This window comes from Pseudomonas sp. 10S4 (genome assembly GCF_034344865.1).
Taxonomy (GTDB): domain Bacteria; phylum Pseudomonadota; class Gammaproteobacteria; order Pseudomonadales; family Pseudomonadaceae; genus Aquipseudomonas.
In genome coordinates, this window is record NZ_CP133774.1 from 4,555,323 (window position 1) to 4,575,893 (window position 20,571).

16 protein-coding genes and 3 pseudogenes are annotated in these 20,571 nt (G+C 59.9%); 11 read left to right on the forward strand and 8 right to left on the reverse strand.

The window, feature by feature from the left end:
- The first annotated feature begins 81 nt into the window (after positions 1-81).
- Both RHM58_RS21425 and RHM58_RS21430 read left to right on the forward strand, forming a co-directional pair.
- Positions 82-1,854: an arylsulfatase gene (locus RHM58_RS21425; protein ID WP_322268120.1), complete on the forward strand. Its 1,773-nt coding sequence runs from the start codon at positions 82-84 to the stop codon at positions 1,852-1,854.
- Complete coding sequence (locus RHM58_RS21430) at positions 1,855-2,409, forward strand: DUF2889 domain-containing protein (protein ID WP_322268121.1); 555 nt, start codon at positions 1,855-1,857, stop codon at positions 2,407-2,409.
- Between the two features lie 171 nt (positions 2,410-2,580).
- On the opposite strand, the gene RHM58_RS21435 is transcribed toward RHM58_RS21430, so the two are convergent.
- From RHM58_RS21435 to RHM58_RS21450, 4 genes are all read right to left on the reverse strand, one after another.
- A complete protein-coding gene (locus RHM58_RS21435; RefSeq protein ID WP_201257399.1) occupies positions 2,581-3,708 on the reverse strand; it encodes a CaiB/BaiF CoA transferase family protein in 1,128 nt (375 codons plus the stop codon).
- A 221-nt stretch (positions 3,709-3,929) separates the two neighbouring features.
- Entirely contained in the window at positions 3,930-4,289 is a 360-nt protein-coding gene (locus RHM58_RS21440; protein ID WP_201257398.1) for a hypothetical protein, read from the reverse strand.
- Positions 4,258-4,776, reverse strand: a complete 519-nt coding sequence (locus RHM58_RS21445) for a GMC family oxidoreductase (protein WP_322268122.1) — start codon at positions 4,774-4,776, stop codon at positions 4,258-4,260. The genes RHM58_RS21440 and RHM58_RS21445 overlap by 32 nt, the downstream gene beginning before the upstream one ends.
- Positions 4,694-5,920, reverse strand: coding sequence for a GMC family oxidoreductase (locus RHM58_RS21450; protein WP_322268124.1), 1,227 nt, complete (start codon positions 5,918-5,920; stop codon positions 4,694-4,696). The genes RHM58_RS21445 and RHM58_RS21450 overlap by 83 nt, the downstream gene beginning before the upstream one ends.
- A 210-nt stretch (positions 5,921-6,130) precedes the next feature.
- On the opposite strand from RHM58_RS21450, the gene RHM58_RS21455 reads away from it, so the two are divergent.
- From RHM58_RS21455 to RHM58_RS21475, 5 genes and pseudogenes are all read left to right on the forward strand, one after another.
- On the forward strand, positions 6,131-7,195 hold the full coding sequence (locus RHM58_RS21455) for an AraC family transcriptional regulator (RefSeq protein WP_322268125.1): 1,065 nt from the start codon (positions 6,131-6,133) through the stop codon (positions 7,193-7,195).
- A gap of 281 nt (positions 7,196-7,476) precedes the next feature.
- Positions 7,477-9,306 (forward strand): DUF1302 domain-containing protein, encoded by a 1,830-nt coding sequence (locus RHM58_RS21460; RefSeq protein ID WP_201257396.1) that lies wholly within the window; start codon positions 7,477-7,479, stop codon positions 9,304-9,306.
- Between the two features lie 32 nt (positions 9,307-9,338).
- Positions 9,339-10,702: pseudogene (locus RHM58_RS21465) on the forward strand (DUF1329 domain-containing protein).
- 134 nt (positions 10,703-10,836) lie between these two features.
- The gene (locus RHM58_RS21470; RefSeq protein WP_322268126.1) at positions 10,837-11,913 is read left to right on the forward strand and encodes a WD40/YVTN/BNR-like repeat-containing protein; all 1,077 of its coding nucleotides are present in this window, start codon (positions 10,837-10,839) and stop codon (positions 11,911-11,913) included.
- Between the two features lie 27 nt (positions 11,914-11,940).
- Positions 11,941-14,369, forward strand: a pseudogene (locus RHM58_RS21475) (efflux RND transporter permease subunit).
- 196 nt (positions 14,370-14,565) lie between these two features.
- Here RHM58_RS21475 and RHM58_RS21480 read toward each other — a convergent pair.
- Positions 14,566-14,967: a hypothetical protein gene (locus RHM58_RS21480; RefSeq protein WP_322268127.1), complete on the reverse strand. Its 402-nt coding sequence runs from the start codon at positions 14,965-14,967 to the stop codon at positions 14,566-14,568.
- A gap of 113 nt (positions 14,968-15,080) precedes the next feature.
- Entirely contained in the window at positions 15,081-15,395 is a 315-nt protein-coding gene (locus RHM58_RS21485; RefSeq protein ID WP_201193261.1) for a DUF2388 domain-containing protein, read from the reverse strand.
- A gap of 154 nt (positions 15,396-15,549) precedes the next feature.
- On the opposite strand from RHM58_RS21485, the pseudogene RHM58_RS21490 reads away from it, so the two are divergent.
- A pseudogene (locus RHM58_RS21490) lies at positions 15,550-15,684 on the forward strand (polysaccharide lyase family 7 protein); the annotation flags it as partial.
- A 206-nt stretch (positions 15,685-15,890) separates the two neighbouring features.
- Here RHM58_RS21490 and RHM58_RS21495 read toward each other — a convergent pair.
- Entirely contained in the window at positions 15,891-16,322 is a 432-nt protein-coding gene (locus RHM58_RS21495; protein WP_322268128.1) for a nuclear transport factor 2 family protein, read from the reverse strand.
- A gap of 181 nt (positions 16,323-16,503) precedes the next feature.
- Here RHM58_RS21495 and RHM58_RS21500 point away from each other — a divergent pair, with 181 nt between their 5' ends.
- The 3 genes from RHM58_RS21500 (at position 16,504) to mqo (ending at position 19,631) form a co-directional block, all read left to right on the forward strand.
- Positions 16,504-16,725, forward strand: coding sequence for a hypothetical protein (locus tag RHM58_RS21500; RefSeq protein ID WP_201257390.1), 222 nt, complete (start codon positions 16,504-16,506; stop codon positions 16,723-16,725).
- 4 nt (positions 16,726-16,729) lie between these two features.
- The gene (locus RHM58_RS21505) at positions 16,730-17,461 is read left to right on the forward strand and encodes a DUF72 domain-containing protein (RefSeq protein ID WP_322268129.1); all 732 of its coding nucleotides are present in this window, start codon (positions 16,730-16,732) and stop codon (positions 17,459-17,461) included.
- A gap of 517 nt (positions 17,462-17,978) precedes the next feature.
- A complete protein-coding gene (mqo, locus tag RHM58_RS21510; RefSeq protein WP_201257388.1) occupies positions 17,979-19,631 on the forward strand; it encodes a malate dehydrogenase (quinone) in 1,653 nt (550 codons plus the stop codon).
- A gap of 161 nt (positions 19,632-19,792) precedes the next feature.
- On the opposite strand, the gene RHM58_RS21515 is transcribed toward mqo, so the two are convergent.
- Complete coding sequence (locus RHM58_RS21515) at positions 19,793-20,416, reverse strand: hypothetical protein (protein ID WP_322268130.1); 624 nt, start codon at positions 20,414-20,416, stop codon at positions 19,793-19,795.
- Positions 20,417-20,571: the final 155 nt, after the last annotated feature.

Below are 20,571 nucleotides of genomic sequence, written 5' to 3' on the forward strand. Positions count from 1 at the left end.
TGTGTCAGCCAATATCAATGTTGGATGTGATGGCCTCTTCGCGAGCAAGCCCGCTCCCACAATGAGAACAAGGAACTCCTGATGATTGCGTTCAAACCACTTGCCCTGGCAATCTGTTGCCTGGCACTCGGCACCCAGTGTTTCGCCGCACCCAAACGCCCAAACATCGTAGTCCTGGTCGCCGACGACTGGGGCTACAGCGATGTCGGCTCCTTCGGCAGTGAAATCGCCACGCCGAACATCGACACCCTGGCCCGCGAAGGTGTGCGTTTCTCCGATTTCCACGTGACTGCGTCCTGTTCGCCGACTCGCTCAATGCTGATGACCGGCGTCGACAACCACCGCAATGGCGTCGGCAACATGCCGGAAACCATGCCCGACGAACACCTGGGCAAACCCGGCTACAGCGGTGTGCTCAACGACAATGCGATCACCGTCGCCAGCCAGCTCAAGGACGGCGGTTATCACACCTACATCACCGGCAAGTGGCACTTGGGCAAAACCGCCGACACCTTGCCCAACAACCGTGGCTTCGAACGTTCGTTCATCCAGGCCGATAGCGGCTCCGACAACTGGGAAGAGCGGCCCTACGCGCCGCTGTACGACAAGGCTGCCTGGTTCGAGAACGGTCAGCCGGCGCACCTGCCCAAGGATTACTACTCCTCGACCTTTATCGTCGACAAGGCCATGGAATACATCGCGGCGGATCGCAAGGACGGCCAACCGTTTTTCGCCTACCTCGGGTTTCAGGCCAATCATGTGCCGGTCCAGGCGCCCAAGGATGTCATCGACAAGTACCGTGGCCGGTACGACCAAGGCTGGACGGCCTTGCGCCAGGCCCGTCGTGAGCGCGCCATCGAACTGGGGTTGATTCCCGCCGGGAGCGGCATGCAAACCATGGCCAGCACCGCCGACTGGGATGCCCTTGACGAGCATGAAAAACGTTACGAAGCCCGACGCATGGAGGTGTACGCCGGCATGGGTGAAACCATGGACCGGGAAATCGGCCGCCTGATCGCCCACCTCAAAGCCACCGGCGATTACGACAACACAGTGTTTGTATTCCTCTCCGACAACGGCAGCGAACCTACCGATCCGTACGCAATTCCAGCGATCCGGCTATGGCTGGAAATGCACTACACCCGCGAGCTTGATCGCCTGGGCAGCAAGGGCGCGTTCACCAGCATCGGCCCGAGTTGGGCCAGCGCTGCCGCGTCGCCCCTGAGTGGCTACAAGTTCTTTGCCGGCGAGGGCGGATTGCGCACGCCGTTGATTGTGTCCGGCGTGCCGAGCATGCAAACCAACCGCATCGTCAAAGCGTTTACCCACGTCACGGACATTGTCCCGACCTTGCTCGATGTCGCCGGGGTTGCCGCGCACAGCGGTGAATATCAGGGACGGGCCGTAGAGCCGATGATCGGCAACAGCCTGGTGCCAGTGCTGAAGGGCACAACGGATCGCGTGCACCCCGAAGACCAGGCCATCGGCTATGAACTGTCCGGCAGCGCAGCGCTGTTCAAGGGTGATTACAAACTGGTGAAAAGCCTGAAACCGGTGGGCAATGAGCAATGGCACCTCTACAACATCGCCACCGACCCCGGAGAAGTGAATGACCTGCAACAGCAAATGCCCGAGCGCTTTGTCAGCATGCAAGCCGACTACGCCGAGTACGCCCGCCTCAACGGTGTACTGCCGATGCCGGCCGGTTATGACTACATGCACCAAGGGCAAATGTATGCCTTGAAGCACGTGGTGATGCCCAAGCTCAAGGCTGCCGCACCGCCGATTGCAGCGGTGCTGCTGTTGTTGGTGGGCGTGCTGGTGTGGCGTCGTCGTCGCAAGCAGGCGGTTTGAATGATGATCGACGAGGTCGATGAGTGGGGGCGCCGGCTGATTCACCGGCGCAAGGTCGAATGCCAGGGCTTTTTGCGCACCGATGGCCTGTGGGATATCGAAGGGCGGTTGAACGACAGCAAAACCCATCCGGTGACCCTTGCTGAAGGCCGGATCGTCGCGGCGGGGCAGACCTATCACGGCATGTGGATTCGGCTGACCCTGGACGATGACTTCATCGTGCGTGAGGTTCGGGTATCGATGCCTGACGTGCCGACCAGCGAATGCCGTGGGGCAATGCCGGCCTATGAAAAACTGCTGGGGGAACGGATCGGGTCAGGGTTTTCGCGGCGGATCAAAGAACTGTTTGGCGGGATCGGCGGTTGCGTGCATTTGACCGAGTTGCTGCTGCCGATTGCCACCACGGCGTTCCAGACGATTCCCATGGCCCGCGCGATGGTTGCGCCGCGTACGGCCGAGGATGTCGAGGCTTATCGTGATGCTACCGGGCGGTTGCTTAACACCTGTCACGCGTTGCGCGAGGACAGTCCGGTGGCGGTGTTCCTGAAAAAATGATGTTAGGTCTTCCTGGACCTTAAAATCTGACACTGACCCTGTGGCGAGGGAGCTTGCTCCCGTTGGACTGCGAAGCAGTCCCTTTCTTTTGCGAACAAAGGGGGCCGCTTCGCAGCCCAGCGGGAGCAAGCTCCCTCACCACACAAGCTCGCTCCCACAGGGGATGTGTGTTTAGCCGATCTGCAACCGTTCTATCCGGCTCTCATCCAGACCAGCCTTGCGCAAGATCTGCGCCGTGTGCTCCCCACGCTTGGGCACTGAACCCGCTGCCGAAGGCGTCGCCGAAAACCGTGGAGCCGGTGCGGCTTGCAATACGCCTTCGGTGCGCGAATACACGCCACGCTCGGCCATGTGCGGATGGTTCAGGGCTTCGGCCGGGGTCAACACCGGGGCGAAGCAGGCGTCGCTGCCTTCCAGCAGGTCGATCCAGTGCTGGCGGGGCTGGCTGGCAAACACCGTGGCCAGTCGTTCGCGCAACGTGCCCCACAGGCGCGGGTCGTAAGGTTTCTTGAAGTCCGGATCGTCGCCTAACCCCAGTTTGTTGAACAGCAGCGCATTGAACTGCGGTTCAAGGGCTTGCACGCTGACGAACAAGCCATCGGCGCAGGCATACGTGCGGCCCCAATGGGCGCCATCAAGCAACCCGCAACCGCGTTCCAGCGGCTGTTGGCCGGCGGCATGCGCCGACAGCAAGAGGTTCATCAGGTTGGCACTGCCGTCGACAATCGCCGCGTCCACCACCTGACCGACACCGTTGGTGCTGGCATTGATGATCCCCGCCAGAATGCCCATCGCCAGGTACAGCGCGCCGCCGCCCAGATCACCGACCAGAGTCGGCGGCGCCATCGGTGGCTGGCCGGCCTCACCACTGAACCACAAGGCGCCGGACAGGGCGATGTAGTTCAGGTCGTGGCCGGCGGCCTGGGCCAATGGGCCGTGCTGGCCCCAACCGGTCATGCGCCCGTAAACCAGACGTGGATTGCGTGCCAGGCACACTTGCGGGCCCAAGCCCAGGCGTTCCATGACGCCGGGGCGCATGCCTTCGATGAGCGCATCGCAGCCTTCGATCAGACGCAGCACCGCTTCGATGGCTTCGGGGTCCTTGAGGTCCAGGGCTATCGACTGTTTGCCGCGATTGACGATGGCGTGCTGGCCCAGGTCGAGCAGGTCGGCGCCCTTGCTGCCGGCACGCTCCACCAGAATAACCTCGGCGCCCATGTCCGCCAGCAACATGCCGCAAAACGGCCCCGGCCCGATGCCGGCAATTTCGACGATACGAACGCCGTCCAATACGCCCATGTGCGTACTCCTTTGGATCAATGGATTGAGGGATTCAATGTTGCATGGCGAGTGAGGAGGGACAGGTCATTGCGGGTTGAACGGTGATCCGCAGAATGCCCATAGTCCCATGTGGGAGCGGGCTTGCTCGCGAAGAGGGTGTGTCATTCCACACATGTGTTGAATGTGAAACCGCTTTCGCGAGCAAGCCCGCTCCCACATTTGATTTGCGTTGGGTTGGGTTAGCGGCGAAGCAGCAGGAGGGTCATCACGCTGTGAAACACCACTGCGGGCCACAACAAGAGACCGCTGCTGACAAACACCCCGACATACGCCAGGTACAGCGCAATTGCCCCGTTGTAGACCTGCATCGCCCGCACCGCGCCGACACTGATGGGTCTCGGCCAACAAGCAATCCCAAGCGCAATCAGCGCAATCCCGAAAAACCGCGCAAACAGATTGGTCACGTCGGTCCCGACAATCCCCAGCAGCACATTGCTGACAATGCCGGGGGTGAGCAGCAGGGCCACGCCGGTGGCGAGTTCGACGACGGCGGCAACCGTCAGCAGCTTAGGCGTGGTGATGAGCGGCGCTGGGTTCATGATCGTCCCTTTGGGTGATGGCGGTGCCGGCCGCGCGGTCCTGGCGGATAAACTCGGCGGCTTTTTCGCCGATCATCACGGTGGCGGCCGTGGTGCTGCATCCAATGATAGTCGGCATGATCGACGCGTCGACCACGCGCAAGCCTTCCAGGCCGTGCACCTTAAGCCGGGCGTCGACCACCGCCATGGCGTCGGCGCCCATTTTGCAGGTGCCCACCGGGTGATAAAGGGTGTCGGAACGGTTGCGCAACACCTGCTCGATCTCGGCATCGGTGTTCATTGGCGCGTCGATTACATCCCGAGGGCTAAGCGCCTTGAAGGCCGGAGTCGCCATGATTTTCTCGATCACGCGGTAGCCTTTTATCAGTGTCTTGATGTCATCGGGATGGGTCAGGAACGCCGGATCAATCAGCGGCGGCACCATCGGGTCGGTGCTGGCGAGGCTGAGCTGGCCGACACTTTTCGGGTGCAGCAGGCAGGCATGCACGCTCAAGCCGTGGCCGCGATACAACGTGCGCCCATGGTCGGCAAACATGGCGATGGTCAGGGCCAGTTCGATGTCTCGCCTGCGGCAGGTCCGGGGTGGTTTTGACGAAGGCGCAGGCCTCGGCGAAATTAGTGGTCAACGGGCCGCTGCGCTGTCGCCAGTAGCGAAACGCGGCTTTGGTGATGTCCCAAATGCCTGCCAGCGATAAGCCGATCAGGTGCCGGGATTTGACCCGGTAGGAATGCACGTAATCGATGTGATCCACCAGGTTGCGGCCAACACCGGGCAGTTCATGCACCACCGGAATATCGAACTTCAGCAGTTCTCCTTTCGGGCCGACCCCGGACAACAGCAATAGCTGCGGCGAGTTGAACGCGCCGGAGCTCAGGATCAGCTCATGTCGGGCACGCAAGGTACGCTTGACACCGTTTTGCAGGAATTCGATGCCCACCGCACGCTTGCCGTCAAACAGGATTCGGGTGGCGTGGGCGTGGGTTTCGATGCTCAGGTTCTGCCGCTGGCGATTGGGCGTCAGGTAAGCGCGGGCGGCGCTGCAACGCTGTCCGTCCTTTTGCATCACTTGCACGCGGCCAAAGCCTTCCATGCTCGCGCCATTCTGATCCGGGCACGCCGGGTAACCCGCCTGAATGCCGGCCTCGACGAAGGTCTCGCCAAACGGGTTGGGCGAGGAATGGAAGCGTACGTTCAGCGGGCCGTTCTGGCCGTGCAATGGGTCGGTGAAGTGTTCGTTGTGTTCGGCGCGCTTGAAGAACGGTAGCACCTCCTGATAGCTCCAGCCCGGGTTGCCCAGGGCGGCCCAGCGGTTGAAATCCTCCGGGTGGCCGCGGTGATAGGCCATGGCATTGATCGAAGAACTGCCGCCCAGGGTCTTGCCCCGTGGCTGATAACCGACCCGACCATTCAAGCCGGACTGCGCCACCGTCTGGTACTGCCAGTTGTTGATCGAAGTCGGAACCATCGCCGCGACACCGGCCGGCATGTGCACCAGCGGGTTGGTGTCCGGCCCGCCGGCTTCGAGCAGGCAGACCGAAATGTCCGGATCTTCCGACAAGCGACTGGCAACCACGCAGCCGGCAGCGCCCGCGCCAACTACGATGTAATCGAATTGCGTGTTCTCGTTCATGCGTTCTTCTCTTTATTCGCTGCACAACGTGAACGCATTGTGGGCAGAACCACCCTGGCGTTACCGGTCAATTGAATGAATTCAAAGGTCAGCGGGACAGGTGACTAACACGCCAAGCACCGGAACATCCGGGATACTGGCCGGGTGGGTCATTGACCCAGGCGTGGCCTGCGGTGAACATCGGCTTTCGCATCCCTAGCAGGCAGGCTCATGTCAGATTCGAAAATGTCAGGTTCGGAATTGGATTCGCCCGACACCGAACCGTCGTTGCGTGAAGACGCGTTGCAGCCCACCACCATCGGCAGCTACACCGTGGCCATCGCCCGGGCGCTGGACGCCAGCGGTGTGGACAGCAAGCGGATCTTTACCGCCATCGGTATTCCGCTGGACGTCTCCACTGACCCGATGACCCGCCTGCCGGCCGCGACGATGAGCAAGCTGTATCGAGCCTGCGTCGATGTGACCAACAACCCGTATTTCGGCCTGACCGTGGCCAAACACATTCACCTCACGCATTTGCATGCCTTGGGCTATTCACTGGCGGCCAGTGGCACGCTGCTGGATTTCTGCCGGCGGCTGGAGCGCTATTTCCGTCTGGTGTCCCAGGTTGCCAAGGCCAGTCTCAATCAGGCTGACGAGCAGGTGTTGATGCGCTTCGATCACTTGGTCGGGCTCAGCAACGAGACCGAAGATGCGTTTTTCGGTTTTCTGATTCGTACCATGCGCCTGCTCTACAAACAGGAATTCAAACCGGTTCGCGTGGAGTTGTGCCGGCCGATGCCCCACGAGGGCGCCGGCCCGTATGAAGCGTTGTTCAGGGCGCCGGTGTTGTTCGGGCAGGCGAGTAGTTTGCTGGTGTTCGACAAGGCCGAACTGGCACAACCGCTTAGCGGCTCCTGCCCGGAGCTGGCCCAGGTCAACGACAACATCATCATCAGTTATCTGGCGCGGCTGGACAAAAGTGACGTGATCACCGGGGTGACCCAGAAGATCATCGAGTTTCTCCCGGACGGTGATTGCAGCCGTGACAAAGTCGCCAGTGCGCTGTGCATGAGCCCGACCAAACTGCAGCTCAAACTGTCCCAGCGCGGCACCCATTTCCAGCAACTGCTCGATGACACGCGCAAAGAGCTGGCCTGCAGTTACCTGAGCCAGGCCTCACGCCCGGTGACCGAAATCACCTTTCTGCTGGGCTTCAGCGACACCAGCAACTTCACCCGTGCCTTCAAGCGCTGGACCGGACTGTCGCCGACGGATTTCCGGCAGCAGTTCTAAACCGTCCAACGCTAACCCTGTGGGAGCGAGCTTGCTCGCGAAAGCGGTGTGTCAGTCGACTTCGATATTGACTGACACTGCCTCTTCGCGAGCAAGCCCGCTCCCACATAAATCCCAACCACATCCCACATAAATTGCGCTGACCGACGATTTGGCCCAATTGACCGGCAGCCTGCCGGTCGCTCGCGATACAACAACCTCGACCGATCCGGCCAGCGCCCCCGCGCAGGAGTGCACCGGCCAGTCGCATGTTCTTGAATCAGCCAAGGCGAGCACGCTAGATGAATAACAACAATAAGATCTGCCATCCAAATCTGCGACGTGGGCTCCTGGCATCGGCGGTTCTCGCCGGGCTGGGTATCGGTCCCGTCTATGCTTTTGAGTTCAACACCGGCAACGATGACTTGTCGGTGCGCTTCGACAACACCCTGAAGCTCAACTATGCCCAGCGGGTCGAGGGCGCGAACAGCAAGCTGTCCAATACCTGGAACAGCAACGACGGTGACCGCAACTTTTCGGCGGGCAGCCCGGTCTCCGAACGCCTTGATGTGCTGTCGGAACTGGACGTGGTGTTCAAGCAGAACCTGGGTTTTCGGGTCAGCGCCAACAGTTGGTACGACCATGCCTATGACGACGTTGGCAGCACCAACCCGTCGACCAATCAGCTGAATAACGGCAAGCCCGATTCGAACCGCCAGAGTGGCTATGTCGACCGCTACTACAACGGACCGTCCTCCGAGTTGCTCGATGCGTTTGTGTTCGGCAGCACCGAGATCGGCGACGAATCGTTGCTCAGCGGCAAGTTGGGCAAGCACAACGTGTACTGGGGCGAAAGCATTCTGGCGTTCGCCCATGGCAACAGCTACGGCCAGGCAGGCCTGGACCTGACCAAAGCACTGACCGTGCCCGGTACCGAATCCAAAGAGCTGTTTATTCCGCGTAAACAGTTGTCCACCAGCCTCACCGTCAACTCCGAATTGACCCTCGCCGCACAGTACTTTTTCGGTTGGGATGCCTCGCGCATTCCGGAGTCCGGCACCTTCCTGGGCTTCAACGACGGGATTCAGAATGGCGGCCACGATCTGTCGCTGATCGGCGGCGCCAACCCGTTGTTCGGCGTGCCCGGGCCGGTGGGGGCGAACGAGTACCTGCGACTCAACAACGGCCATACGTTTACGCCGAGCCAAAGTGGTGACTTCGGCCTGATGGCCAAGTGGAGCCCGGCATGGCTGGACGGCACGCTGGGTTTCTACTACCGCAAAACCTCCGACATGCTGCCCAACATTGCGCTGCAACCGACCGCCGTTGGTATCCCGCAGCTGATCTCGGGTAACGCAGGCAGCTACAACCAGTTTTACGTGGATGACATCGACATCTACGGCATCAGCCTGGCGAAAAACATTGAAGGGGTCAGCTTCGGGCTGGACGTGAACTATCGCCACAACATGCCGCTGTCCAGCGTGCCGGCCACTGTCAATCCTTCGCCGGCAGCGGCGGGGCAGCCGGGTGTTATCAGCAGCTTCAACGGCGAAAACGGCGTCGCCCGCGGCAACACCGTGCACGCGGTGCTCAATGGCTTGACCACCTTCGGCCCGACGCCGGTCTGGGACACCGCGCCGTTGCTGGTGGAAGTGGCGTATAGCCGCTGGCTGGACGTGACCGAGAACCAGCAGTTGTTCAAGGGCGATGACTGGTACCAGGGCATCGATAAGGTCACCAAAGACAACTACATCATGGGGATGAACTTTACGCCGACCTGGTACCAGGTTTTCCCCGGCATCGATATGTACCTGCCGGTCAGCTACAACGTCGGCCTTGCAGGCCAGTCCTCGGTGCAATTGGGCGGTAACAAGGGCACCGGCAGTTACTCGGTCGGGGTCGGCATGGACGTGCGCACTCAGTACCGCTTCGACCTCAAGTACGTTGATAACTTCGGCGACTTCGACACGTGTGGCTCTGCCGGCAGTGCCTCGGCACATGGCGACGGTGCCGCGCCCGGCGCCAACGGCCAATACAACTGCGTTCCAGGCCAGGCCACTTCGTTTGCCGGCATCCCTGCGCAGCTCAAGGATCGCGGCATGGTTGCCCTCACATTCAAAACCACCCTCTGAACCAAGAGCTGTGTGTTAACAGGAGACACCCCATGAATTTCGTCAAATCAATCCTGGCCAGCGCTCTGGCGCTGACCGTTGCCTCATCTGCCTATGCCGCCGTCAGCCCTGACCAGGCGGCCAAACTGGGCAGCAGCCTGACCGCCGTCGGCGCGGAAAAAGCGGCGAATGCCGATGGCACTATTCCGGCGTACACCGGCGGCCTGACCACGATTCCGGCTGAATTCAAGACCGGTGATTCGTTCCGCCCGGACCCGTACGGCAATGAAAAACCGCACCTGGTGATCACCACCCAGAACCTCGCCGAGCAGAAAGACAAACTCACCGCCACCACCCAGGCGCTGCTCACCCGTTACCCGACTTATCGCCTCGACGTGTACCCGACCCACCGCACCATTGCGTTGCCCAAAGGGGTGCTGGACAACACCGCGAAAAATGCCGTGACCGCCAAGACCACCGACGGTGGCCTCGGTCTGGAAAACGTCTTGCCGGGCGTGCCGTTCCCGATTCCGGCTGACGGCAACGAAGCGATGTGGAACCACTTGCTGCGCTATCAAGGCGTGGCGATGACCAACAAGTACGACTCCTGGAACGTTGACTCCTCGGGCGCGGCCTCGCTGAGTTCCACCGGCAACTTCTTCATCGAATACCCGCTGTACGCGCCGGCACGCCCGGCTGGCCCGGTATCCGCCGATGAGGTGTTCTACAAGATCAAACTGGCTTACTCGGGTCCGGCCCGTCGCGCCGGTGAAGCACTGTTGCTAATGGACTCGGTCAACCCGCTGAAACAGCCGCGTCGCGCCTGGCAATACCTGCCGGGGCAACGTCGGGTGAAGCTCGCGCCGGACCTGGCCTACGACACGCCAAACCCAGGCACTGTCGGCGCCGCCACCTACGACGACGCGTTCCTGTTCAACGGAGCGATGGACCGTTACGACTTCAAACTGGTGGGCAAAAAGAACTCTACGTGCCGTACAACACCTACAAGTTGAGCTACCACAAAGACGCGGCCGACGTGATGAAGGCCAACCATGTGAACCCCGATCTGCTGCGCTGGGAGCTGCACCGGGTGTGGGTGGTCGAGGCCACGCTCAAACCGGGCAAGCGCCACATCTACAGCAAGCGCACCTTCTATCTCGACGAGGACAGCTGGATTGCTTTGGCATCCGACGAGTATGACGCCCGTGGCCAGCTCTACCGTGGCGGCTTCTCGCACCTGACCTACAGCTACGACGTGCAAGCCCCGGACACCATCAACCACATGCTCTATGACCTGGTTTCCGGCGCCTACAACATGAACGGTTTCTACGGTCCTTACGGTGGCTTGAAGTACATCGAGCCACTGTCCAAGGCCCAATGGTCCGCCGAGTCGCTGGCCGGTACCGGCATCCGTTAACCCCGATCCCTGTAGGAGCGAGGCTTGCCCGCGAAGGCGGTGTGTCAGTCGACATCATCGTTACTGATACACCGCCTTCGCGGGCAAGCCTCGCTCCTACAAGGAGGCGGTGGTGTGCACCCGAGATAATAAAAATGACAACGATCAAGTGGTTTTTGCTGGCCGCATTGGCGGCAGCGATGGCGGTGCCGTTTACCCATCCGGCGGTGGCCGGTGAATTTGCCGATGTGCTCGATACACCTGCGCTGCCCAGCGCCCTGGCGGCCCACGCCACACTGACGGGATTGGCCCGGGCCGGCGAGCGGTTGATTGCCGTGGGTCAGCGCGGGCACATTTTGTACTCCGATGACGCCGGCCAACATTGGCAGCAGGCCTCGGTGCCGGTCAGTTCCGACCTGGTGGCGGTGCACTTTCCAAATCCGCAACAAGGTTGGGCGGTGGGGCACGATGGCGTGGTGTTGCACAGCAGCGACGCTGGCCAGACCTGGAACCGACAACTGGACGGCCGTCAGATCGGCCCGATCATGCTCGACTATTACCGGCAGCAACTCGCCCGCCAACCGGACGACGCCGACCTGCAAGCGCGGGTCAATGACGCTCAACGCATGGTCGAGGAGGGCGCCGACAAACCCTTCCTGGATGTCTGGTTCGAAAGCGATCAGGTCGGCTACATCGTCGGTGCCTTCAACCTGATTTTTCGCACCGACGATGGCGGTCGCCACTGGACGCCGTTGCTGGAGCGCACCGACAACCCGACTGCGCTGAACCTCTATGCGCTGCGCCCGATCGGTGACCAATTGTTCATCGTCGGCGAGCAAGGGTTGGTGTTGAAACTGGATCGTCCAAGCGCTCGATTCAAGGCAACGCCCACGCCCTATAACGGCAGCTTTTTCGGCATCACCGGCAAACCCGGGGTTGCGCTGGTATTCGGCTTGCGCGGCAACGTCTACCGCAGCACTGACGACGGCGCGAGCTGGAACAAAGTCGAACTCGGTTTGCCGATCAGCATCACCGCCAGCAGTGTGACCGCCGACGGCCGGATCGTCCTGGTCAGCCAGGCCGGGCAAGTGTTGGTCAGCGCTGACGACGGCGCCAGTTTTCAGATTCAACCGAACACTTCACTGGCCCCGGTGGCCGCCGCACAGATCACTAAAAGCGGCGCACTGGTGCTCGCGGGCACCCGTGGTTTGCGGCAATTGCCCCTCGAATAAGCCCGGCATAACAAAGAGAACAGCATGATGGGTCACTACGAACTTGAAACAATGCCGGTCATCCGCGAGCTCAAGGGCTTCGATGCCCGCTCCGGAAACACCCTGGAACGGCTGATTTTTAACAACCGACTGTGGGTGGTGCTGGCCTGTTTGCTGGTGACGCTGGCGCTGAGTTTTTTTGCCTCGACCCGGCTGACGCTCAATGCCAGCTTCGAAAAAATGATCCCTCAGAGCCAGCCCTTCATCAAAAACTACCTGGAAAACCGTCAGGCCCTTCGCGGCCTGGGCAACGCGGTGCGGGTGGTGGTGGAGAGCAGCAACGGCGATATTTTCGATCCGCATTACCTCGATGCCTTGAAGGAGATCAACGACGAACTGTTCGTGACCCCGGGCGTTGATCGTGCCTGGATGAAGTCCCTGTGGACCCCGGCCGTGCGCTGGACCGAAGTCACCGAAGAAGGTTTCCAGGGCGGGCCGGTGATGCCCGACTCCTACGACGGCTCGGCCCAGAGCGTTCAGCAGTTGCGGCAGAACATTGCGCGCTCGGGGATCGTCGGTAGCCTGATCGGCAACAACTTCAAGTCGAGCATGATCTTCGTGCCGCTGCTGGAGAAAGACCCGGTTACCGGCCAGGGCATCGACTACCACCAGTTCTCTAAAACCCTCGAAGAGAAGCTGCGCAACAAGTACGAATTCGAAGGCCGGGTGCGGGTTGCGGGGGAAGAGGGCAAAGGCCCGATCAAGATCCGCGTGATCGGCTTCGCCAAACTGGTCGGTGACCTGATCGATGGACTGATGCAGGTGATGCTGTACTTCGGCGTCGCCGCGCTGATCGCCACGGCGATCATTTTTACTTCACCCGCTGCGTGCGCAGTACCGCGCTGGTGATCCTCTGCTCGGTGATCGCTGTGGTCTGGCAATTGGGCCTGGTGGCGCTGTTCGGTTTTGCCCTGGACCCGTTTTCGATTCTGGTGCCGTTCCTGGTGTTCGCCATCGGCGTGTCCCACGGCGCGCAGAAGATGAACGGGATCATGCAGGACGTCGGGCGTGGCACCCATCAACTGGTCGCCGCGCGCTACACCTTCCGCCGCTTGTTCCTCGCCGGACTCACCGCGTTGCTGGCCGATGCCGTGGGTTTTGCGGTGTTGATGCTGATCGATATCCCGGTGATCCAGGACTTGGCCATCACCGCCAGCATCGGCGTCGCGGTGCTGATCTTCACCAACCTGGTGCTGCTGCCGGTGTTGCTGTCCTACTGGGGCGTCAGTCGCAAAGCCGCCGTGCGCAGCTTGCGCGCGGAAAACGAAGAGCTGCGCGGCAAAGGCATGGGCGCGCTCTGGAGTTTCCTCGACAAGTTCACCGAACGCCGCTGGGCCACCATCGCCGTGAGCGTGGCGACGGTGTTGGCGGTGGGCGGGATTGTCGTCAGCCATCATCTGAAGATCGGCGATCTGGACCCCGGCGCCCCGGAACTGCGCGCCGATTCGCGTTACAACCGCGACAACGCCTACATCACTGCCAACTATTCGCTGTCCAGCGATCAGTTCGCGATCATGCTCAAGACCCCCAGCGAAGGCTGCCTGAAATACGAAACGCTGGTGGAGGCCGATCGCTTGGGTTGGCTGTTGCAGCAGCAACCGGGCGTGCAAACCACCGTGTCGCTGGTCAACGCGGTGCGGCAGATCACGGCTGGGTCTTACGAAGGCAACCCGAAGTGGCTGACCATCGCTCGCAACCAGAATGTGCTGAATTACGGCGCGCAGCAGGCCTCGGTCAGCAGCCCGGACCTGTTCAACAATGATTGTTCGATGATGCCGATCGTGGCCTACCTGTCCGATCACAAGGCCGAAACCCTGGACCGCGTGGTGCAAGTCGCCGAAACCTTTGCCCGTGAACACAGCAATGGTGATCGCCAGTTTATGCTGGCCGCCGGCAGTGCCGGGATCGAAGCAGCCACCAACATCGTTGTGCGCGAGGCCAACCGGACCATGTTGCTGTACGTCTATGGCGCGGTGATTGTGTTGTGTTTCATCACCTTCCGCAGTTGGCGAGCGGTGGTGGTTGCTGTGGTGCCGTTGATGTTGACCTCGATTTTGTGCGAAGCGCTGATGGTCTGGCTCGGCATGGGAGTGAAAGTCGCGACGCTGCCGGTGATCGCCCTCGGCGTGGGGATTGGCGTCGACTACGCGTTGTACTTGCTGAGTGTGCAGTTGGCGCAGCAGCGTGCCGGGTTGTCGCTGACCGAGGCGTATCGCAATGCGGTGGCGTTCACCGGCAAGGTCGTGGCGCTGGTCGGCATCACCCTGGCGGCAGGCGTCATCACTTGGGCTTGGTCGCCGATCAAGTTCCAGGCGGACATGGGCATCCTGCTGACCTTCATGTTTATCTGGAACATGGTCGGGGCGTTGGTGCTGATTCCGGCGTTGTCGCACTTTTTGCTGCGTAAAGTGCGCTAGCTCTCAAGACCACTGCAGGCCCTGTGGGAGCGGGCTTGCTCGCGAAAGCGGTCTGTCAGTCAACTTATGGGTTGAATGTGCTGGCGCCTTCGCGAGCAAGCCCGCTCCCACAGGTTTTGCGTACTTTCAATGAGGCCTGGTGCTTGCCCGCCGCCGCCAACAGATTTTTCAAGCAAGGGATGCGGCGGTGAAACACTTAGGCATCGCGCAGCAAGTCGTTGGCGTTGAGCAGCTCGTAGGCGATCTCCGGGCGCTTTTCCAGGCTTCGGCGGATGGCGGCCGGAATCGCCGCGCGGGTCTTGCGGCATAGGCCCGGCAGTTCCTCGATCTGTATGCCGATGCCGCGCATGGTTCGCACTTCGTTGAAGCTCGGCATCAGTTCAACTCGAATGCCTAAGCGCCCGTACATCAGCTGCTGCACGTGTTCAAGGTCGGCCAGGCTTTGCAGGTTTTCCAGGCGCTCAAGCAGGCGTTTCTCATCCTGACGGGTCAGAAACAGGATGCGCACGTCCGCGCCGGGAGTTTCCAGCAACGGGTCACGCCCGCAAATGCAGGCACCGGGTGGGCAGGGTGAACGGATCGGGGCCGAGGTCGTCATGGGCTCAATCATAGTGGCCCGTGATCAGTTTTGCCCATAGCGTTCGAGCGCAGACCAAGGGCAGGCATTTATACAAGCCTGCCCCTGATACTCACGCGAGTGAACATAGGTGGTTAGTGAGGCGCTGGCCCTTCGTATTGAACGAGGATCGCATTGGCCAGGTCTTCGTCGGTGGCGTTGAGGCCAGGGTTGTCCTGGCGGATCTGATGCAACACCGCTTCCATGTAGACCCCACGAATAGCGCCGTCACTGGCGACAAACGCAGAGACGTCATCCCGAGCCGGAATCACCATTTTGTGGTCTTTGAAGGTTGAATAAAGGGAAGCGGAAACCCCTGCCGAGGTCGCAACATCCTTGCCGCTTACGGCCAGGGCTGACCCGATGGGCAGGCACAATATCAGAGAAGTAATGAGTAGCATGCGGCGCATGGCGTCGTCCTCCAACAGCGTAAAGCGAAAAGGAAGTAACACATTACTTAGGAGGTGCGGCGGGGCTCAGGAGTTCAATTCCTGCGCACAAACCTTGTAGAAGGGAATCAGTCATAAGTGCTGTAGGGTCCCGTCGTTCCCAAGGAGAGTAGAGATGATCGAACTGGCAACGTGGTACTTGACGATCCCGGTCGGAACACCCGCCAAAGTCATCGATACGCCGCGACTGTTGGACTGCTATACCGATCAGTACTTTAGATCCGGCGATTCACTTTTCTTCTGGTCACCACAAATTCCCCCTATGGGAGTGAGCCTGCTCGCGAAGGCGGAGTGTCAGCCGACATCCTTGCTGGATGTGCCGCCCTCATCGCGGGCAAGCCCGGCTCCCACAGGGTCCGGTGTTGATCGGTAATTACGTGCCCAACGCCGATTCACTGTGGGAGCGGGCTTGCTCGCGAAGGCGTCAGACCAGACACCCTTTAACTGGCAGACAAGTCAGATATGGAAAGCCTGACGCCCAACCAACAACCATTTCCCATGTTGTTTCTGCCAAATCTGCAGGTTCTCGATCTCGGTCGGCACCACTTCAGTACCGTTGAGCGCCTGTGCCGAGAAGTGGTTGCGGACCAGCGCCGTATCACCCGACAGGGTAATGGTCTGGTTCTGCATCTCTAATGTCTTGAACGCGCTTTTGCCCGTTTTGATATCGGCAATGAAGGCTTTCTTGTCCTGGATTTTACCGCTGGAATGCCCATAGCTCAGGTTGGCCGCCGTCAGCGCTTCCAGGCCGGGAATGTCCTTGTGCAGCATGGCTTGGGTCAGATGGTCCACGGCTTGCGCCACGTCTTTGTCCGCAGCAGCCGGGGCGGCGGCGACATAGCCGCTGAAGAGACAGAGAAAACCGATCAGCACTTTGGTTTTTGTCATGGGTGTTTCCTTGTTGTTGTGGGGGGCGCGACTGATTAATTTGTCAGTCGTCGTACAACGTAGCAGATATTTTAGGGAGAAGTCAGCAAGCGATTCGGGCGTTTACCGCCATTTGTCGGGCGCGAGGAACGGCCCTTCAACTCGACACTTCCAAGGGGAAACGACCCACGGAAGCTCGACCATGAATGATCAAGCAAAGCAGCAAGCCTTGGCTGCGTGGTACCAATTGCTGAGACAACCCGAGATCCGCATGGACAGCGAAGAGCACTACGACGAACTGCTGAAGGCTGCCGATGAGATGGAACGCAAAGGACTCATCAACAGCGCAGAGTGGCGTGTGCTGGTGCGGGAGGCGGGCGTCGTCTTTGCCAATTCGATAGCGGGACTGGGAGGTGGGACCTGAATCGGTGTCCAGAGCGGTTTATATCGGCACCGCAGGCTGGAGCGTGCCCCGGGAACACGGGGCGATGTTTCCTGATACCGGCACCCACTTGCAACGGTATGCCGCGCAACTGTCAGCCGTTGAAATCAACAGCTCTTTCTACCGCCCGCATCAGCCACAAACCTATCGGCGCTGGGCAGAGTCGGTGCCGTCGACGTTTCGTTTTTCGGTGAAGATCCCCAAGCTCATTACCCATGTTCAGCGCTTGCAGAACTGCGAAGCGTTGCTCGACGAGTTCCTTGCTCAATGCACGCAGTTGGGCGACAAGTTGGGTTGTCTACTGATCCAGTTGCCGCCGTCGCTGGCCTATGACGCTGAAGTAGCCGCAGGGTTTTTCCGGATGCTGCGCCAGCGTTATGAGGGTTCGGTGGTGCTTGAGCCTCGACATGAAACCTGGCGTGCGGCCAATGGGTTGCTGATCGAACAGAGGATCGCTCGGGTCGCGGCCGATCCATCGCCCATCACCGGTGGCGGGGTCGCGAGCGGGTGGTCGGGCGTACGTTACTGGCGGCTGCATGGCTCGCCACGGATTTATTACAGCGACTATGAGCTGAGTCGATTGCAGGTATTGGCTGCGCAGATTCAAGCGTCGGTGCGGGCGGGGGCCGAGACGTGGTGCGTTTTTGATAACACGGCGGGTGGGTTTGCCACTGGTAATGCGTTGAGCTTGCAGGCGCTTCTGAAACCATCCGTTTGATGGTCTCTGTGGGGGCCTCTTCGCGAGCAAGCCCGCTCCCACAATTGGGCGGTGTCGTATGTGCAGATGTTGTGTTCACCGAAGATCCCCTGTGGGAGCGGGCTTGCTCGCGAAGAGGCCGGCCCAGACACCTCAAACCCACACCATCCACCACCAGGTTTTGCCAGCCACCGCCGATATATCCAGACACAGATACAGACCACCAAGTCGGGAACAGACGCGCGGGTTTGCCGTGTCGTGATATTCTGCCCGCCAACTTGCTTTGACCTATTCAGTTCGTTCGCCCTAGCGGCGTGCAAACAGGATCAATGTCGCTCAAGTAGCTGAAGCCAATAATGATAAAAAGTCAGTTCAGTAGGGACATATAAACTGAGGTCGATGGAACCGTCGGCCTTGTGTGCCCACCCTCCAATCCTGATGTGCGGGAACCCACGACATGCTGCCTGCGTGCCGTGAACCAGGGGCCTTCGCGTGTGAGGATGGAAGGGCGGATGGCGTTTTATCATAGGTGCAACAGATGCTTAAAAAACTGAACACGGCCCTATTGGGGCTGGCTTTGTCGATGGGGATCACGTCCGTTCACGCGGAAGAGGCAAAGAAAGTCGATGTGCTGCTTATTGGCGGCGGCATCATGAGCGCGACCCTGGGTGTGTGGCTCAATGAGTTGCAACCGGACTGGTCGATGGAAATGGTCGAGCGCCTCGACGGCGTCGCCCTGGAAAGCTCCAACGGCTGGAACAACGCCGGTACCGGTCACTCCGCCCTGGCAGAGCTGAACTACACCCCGGAAGACGAGAACGGTAAAGTCCAGATCCCGAAAGCCGTTGAAATCAACGAAGCCTTCCAGATCTCCCGTCAGTTCTGGTCGTGGCAGGTTCAGCAAGGCGTTCTGAAGAACCCGCGTTCGTTCATCAACTCCACTCCGCACATGAGCTTTGTGTGGGGCGATGACAACATCAAGTTCCTGAAAAAACGCTACGAAGCCCTGCAAGCGAGCCCGCTGTTCGCCGGCATGCAGTACTCCGAAGACCCGGCTGTGATCAAGAAGTGGGTTCCGCTGATGATGGAAGGGCGTGACCCGAACCAGAAAATCGCGGCTACCTGGACTCCGATCGGCACCGACGTCAACTTCGGCGAAATCACCCGCCAGTTCGTTGCGCACCTGCAAACCACGCCTAAGTTCGACTTGAAACTGTCCAGCGAAGTACAGGACATCACCAAGAACGCCGACGGCACCTGGCGCGTAAGCTACAAAAACCTGAAAGACGGCACCACCACCGAAACCGACGCCAAGTTCCTGTTCATCGGCGCGGGCGGCGGTGCACTGCACCTGCTGCAGAAGTCCGGCATTCCTGAAGCCAAGGAATACGCAGGCTTCCCGGTTGGCGGCTCGTTCCTCGTGACCGACAACCCAACCATCGCCGAACAACACCTGGCCAAGGCCTACGGCAAAGCCTCCGTTGGCGCACCGCCTATGTCCGTTCCGCACCTGGACACCCGTGTCCTGGACGGCAAGCGCGTCATCCTGTTTGGCCCATTCGCGACCTTCAGCACCAAGTTCCTCAAAGAAGGCTCGTACCTGGACCTGCTGACCAGCACCACCACCCACAACATCTGGCCGATGACCAAAGTCGGCATCAAGGAATACCCACTGGTTGAGTACCTTGCTGGCCAACTCATGCTGTCCGACGAAGACCGCATGAACGCCCTGAAAGAATACTTCCCGAACGCCAAAGCCGAAGACTGGCGCCTGTGGCAAGCCGGCCAACGCGTGCAAATCATCAAGCGTGATGAAGCTGCGGGTGGCGTGCTGAAACTGGGTACTGAAATTGTTACCTCCGCTGACGGCACCATCGCCGGTCTGCTGGGCGCTTCCCCAGGCGCATCGACCGCTGCACCGATCATGCTGACCGTGCTGCAAAAGGTCTTCAAGGATCAGGTTGCAACGCCGGCGTGGCAGGAAAAGCTGCACCAGATCGTGCCGAGCTATGGCACTCAGTTGAATGGCAACCCAGCCAAAGTGGCTGAAGAGTGGGCTTATACCGCCAAGGTATTGCAGCTGACTCCGCCGCCGGCGATTCCGCAGTTGGCGGCTCCGGCTGCTGCTCCGGCTCCGGCTGACGCTGCGAAGGCTGTTAAGCCTAACGCTGCAAGTGATATGGCTCTGTAACTAGAAGCCTTATTTGAAAAAGCCCACTGAACCGGTGACGGTCAGTGGGCTTTTTTGTGGGCGGGGTTCAGCTCTGGCAGGCAACGCAAAATCCGATGTTGGCAAATACCTGTGGTGAGGGGGCTTGCCCCGTTGGGCTGCGCAGCAGCCCCAAAGCAACCTCACTCATTGCCACACATCAACTCCAAACTCTCAATCCACTCACTGCTAGCCTCGAACCGCACGTAATACGCCTGCTTCTCCAAACCACTTAACCGAGTGAAAAATGGAAGGAAGTAGTTATCGTTGTAATACCCCTGAGCCCCCTGCATATCGCCTCCCCACCAAGAAGCCTTGTAACCCTCAAACGCAATCCACGGCGGCGGAACAGCCCATCCCGACCCCTGAACAACACCCAGAAAATCGACGCTATTCGTCACCATACGAACCGTTGTGGCGTTGAACTCAGAATCGGAGTTGAAGTAGATCAAGTGCTCGTCTTTACGGCCGTTGGAATAGCGCTTTACGGGATGGTTATTGAATGGTTTTTCAACCACGAAACTGAAATTCGATTCGACCAGTGCTGCGAATTCATCAGCGTCTTCCGGTGTGGTTAGAAAAGTAGAGTAATAGGCGAGAACACCGACATCCTCCAACGGCACCACTGGCGGATAGTCGGCAAAGGGACGAGCGGGGCCTAATAACGGCGGAGTAAAAACCGACTTCAAATCTGGAAGGGAGTAACCGACGACTTGCTCTTGAGGGCCGCGTCTAACGAGGCTTTTCAGTCCACTGAGAATGCTCATTTCCTATCCTCGATCCTTGAGATTTCCAATCAGTTTCGTAAGCGGGCAGGCATCACACCTTGGCTTGCGAAATACGCACAGACGATCACGACTCGGGCAGTCCCTGTACAACCAGTTCGATTAGCCGCATCAGCCCTTTGGCCAACGGGATAACC

Bases quoted from the DNA above. Each gene is read 5' to 3' on its own strand.
- RHM58_RS21425 (WP_322268120.1), top strand. From the start codon at position 82: ATGATTGCGTTCAAACCACTTGCCCTGGCAATCTGTTGCCTGGCACTC.
- RHM58_RS21430 (WP_322268121.1), top strand. From the start codon at position 1,855: ATGATGATCGACGAGGTCGATGAGTGGGGGCGCCGGCTGATTCACCGG.
- RHM58_RS21435 (WP_201257399.1), bottom strand. From the start codon at position 3,708: ATGGGCGTATTGGACGGCGTTCGTATCGTCGAAATTGCCGGCATCGGG.
- RHM58_RS21440 (WP_201257398.1), bottom strand. From the start codon at position 4,289: ATGAACCCAGCGCCGCTCATCACCACGCCTAAGCTGCTGACGGTTGCC.
- RHM58_RS21450 (WP_322268124.1), bottom strand. From the start codon at position 5,920: ATGAACGAGAACACGCAATTCGATTACATCGTAGTTGGCGCGGGCGCT.
- RHM58_RS21455 (WP_322268125.1), top strand. From the start codon at position 6,131: ATGTCAGATTCGAAAATGTCAGGTTCGGAATTGGATTCGCCCGACACC.
- RHM58_RS21460 (WP_201257396.1), top strand. From the start codon at position 7,477: ATGAATAACAACAATAAGATCTGCCATCCAAATCTGCGACGTGGGCTC.
- RHM58_RS21470 (WP_322268126.1), top strand. From the start codon at position 10,837: ATGACAACGATCAAGTGGTTTTTGCTGGCCGCATTGGCGGCAGCGATG.
- RHM58_RS21480 (WP_322268127.1), bottom strand. From the start codon at position 14,967: ATGACGACCTCGGCCCCGATCCGTTCACCCTGCCCACCCGGTGCCTGC.
- RHM58_RS21485 (WP_201193261.1), bottom strand. From the start codon at position 15,395: ATGCGCCGCATGCTACTCATTACTTCTCTGATATTGTGCCTGCCCATC.
- RHM58_RS21495 (WP_322268128.1), bottom strand. From the start codon at position 16,322: ATGACAAAAACCAAAGTGCTGATCGGTTTTCTCTGTCTCTTCAGCGGC.
- RHM58_RS21500 (WP_201257390.1), top strand. From the start codon at position 16,504: ATGAATGATCAAGCAAAGCAGCAAGCCTTGGCTGCGTGGTACCAATTG.
- mqo (WP_201257388.1), top strand. From the start codon at position 17,979: ATGCTTAAAAAACTGAACACGGCCCTATTGGGGCTGGCTTTGTCGATG.
- RHM58_RS21515 (WP_322268130.1), bottom strand. From the start codon at position 20,416: ATGAGCATTCTCAGTGGACTGAAAAGCCTCGTTAGACGCGGCCCTCAA.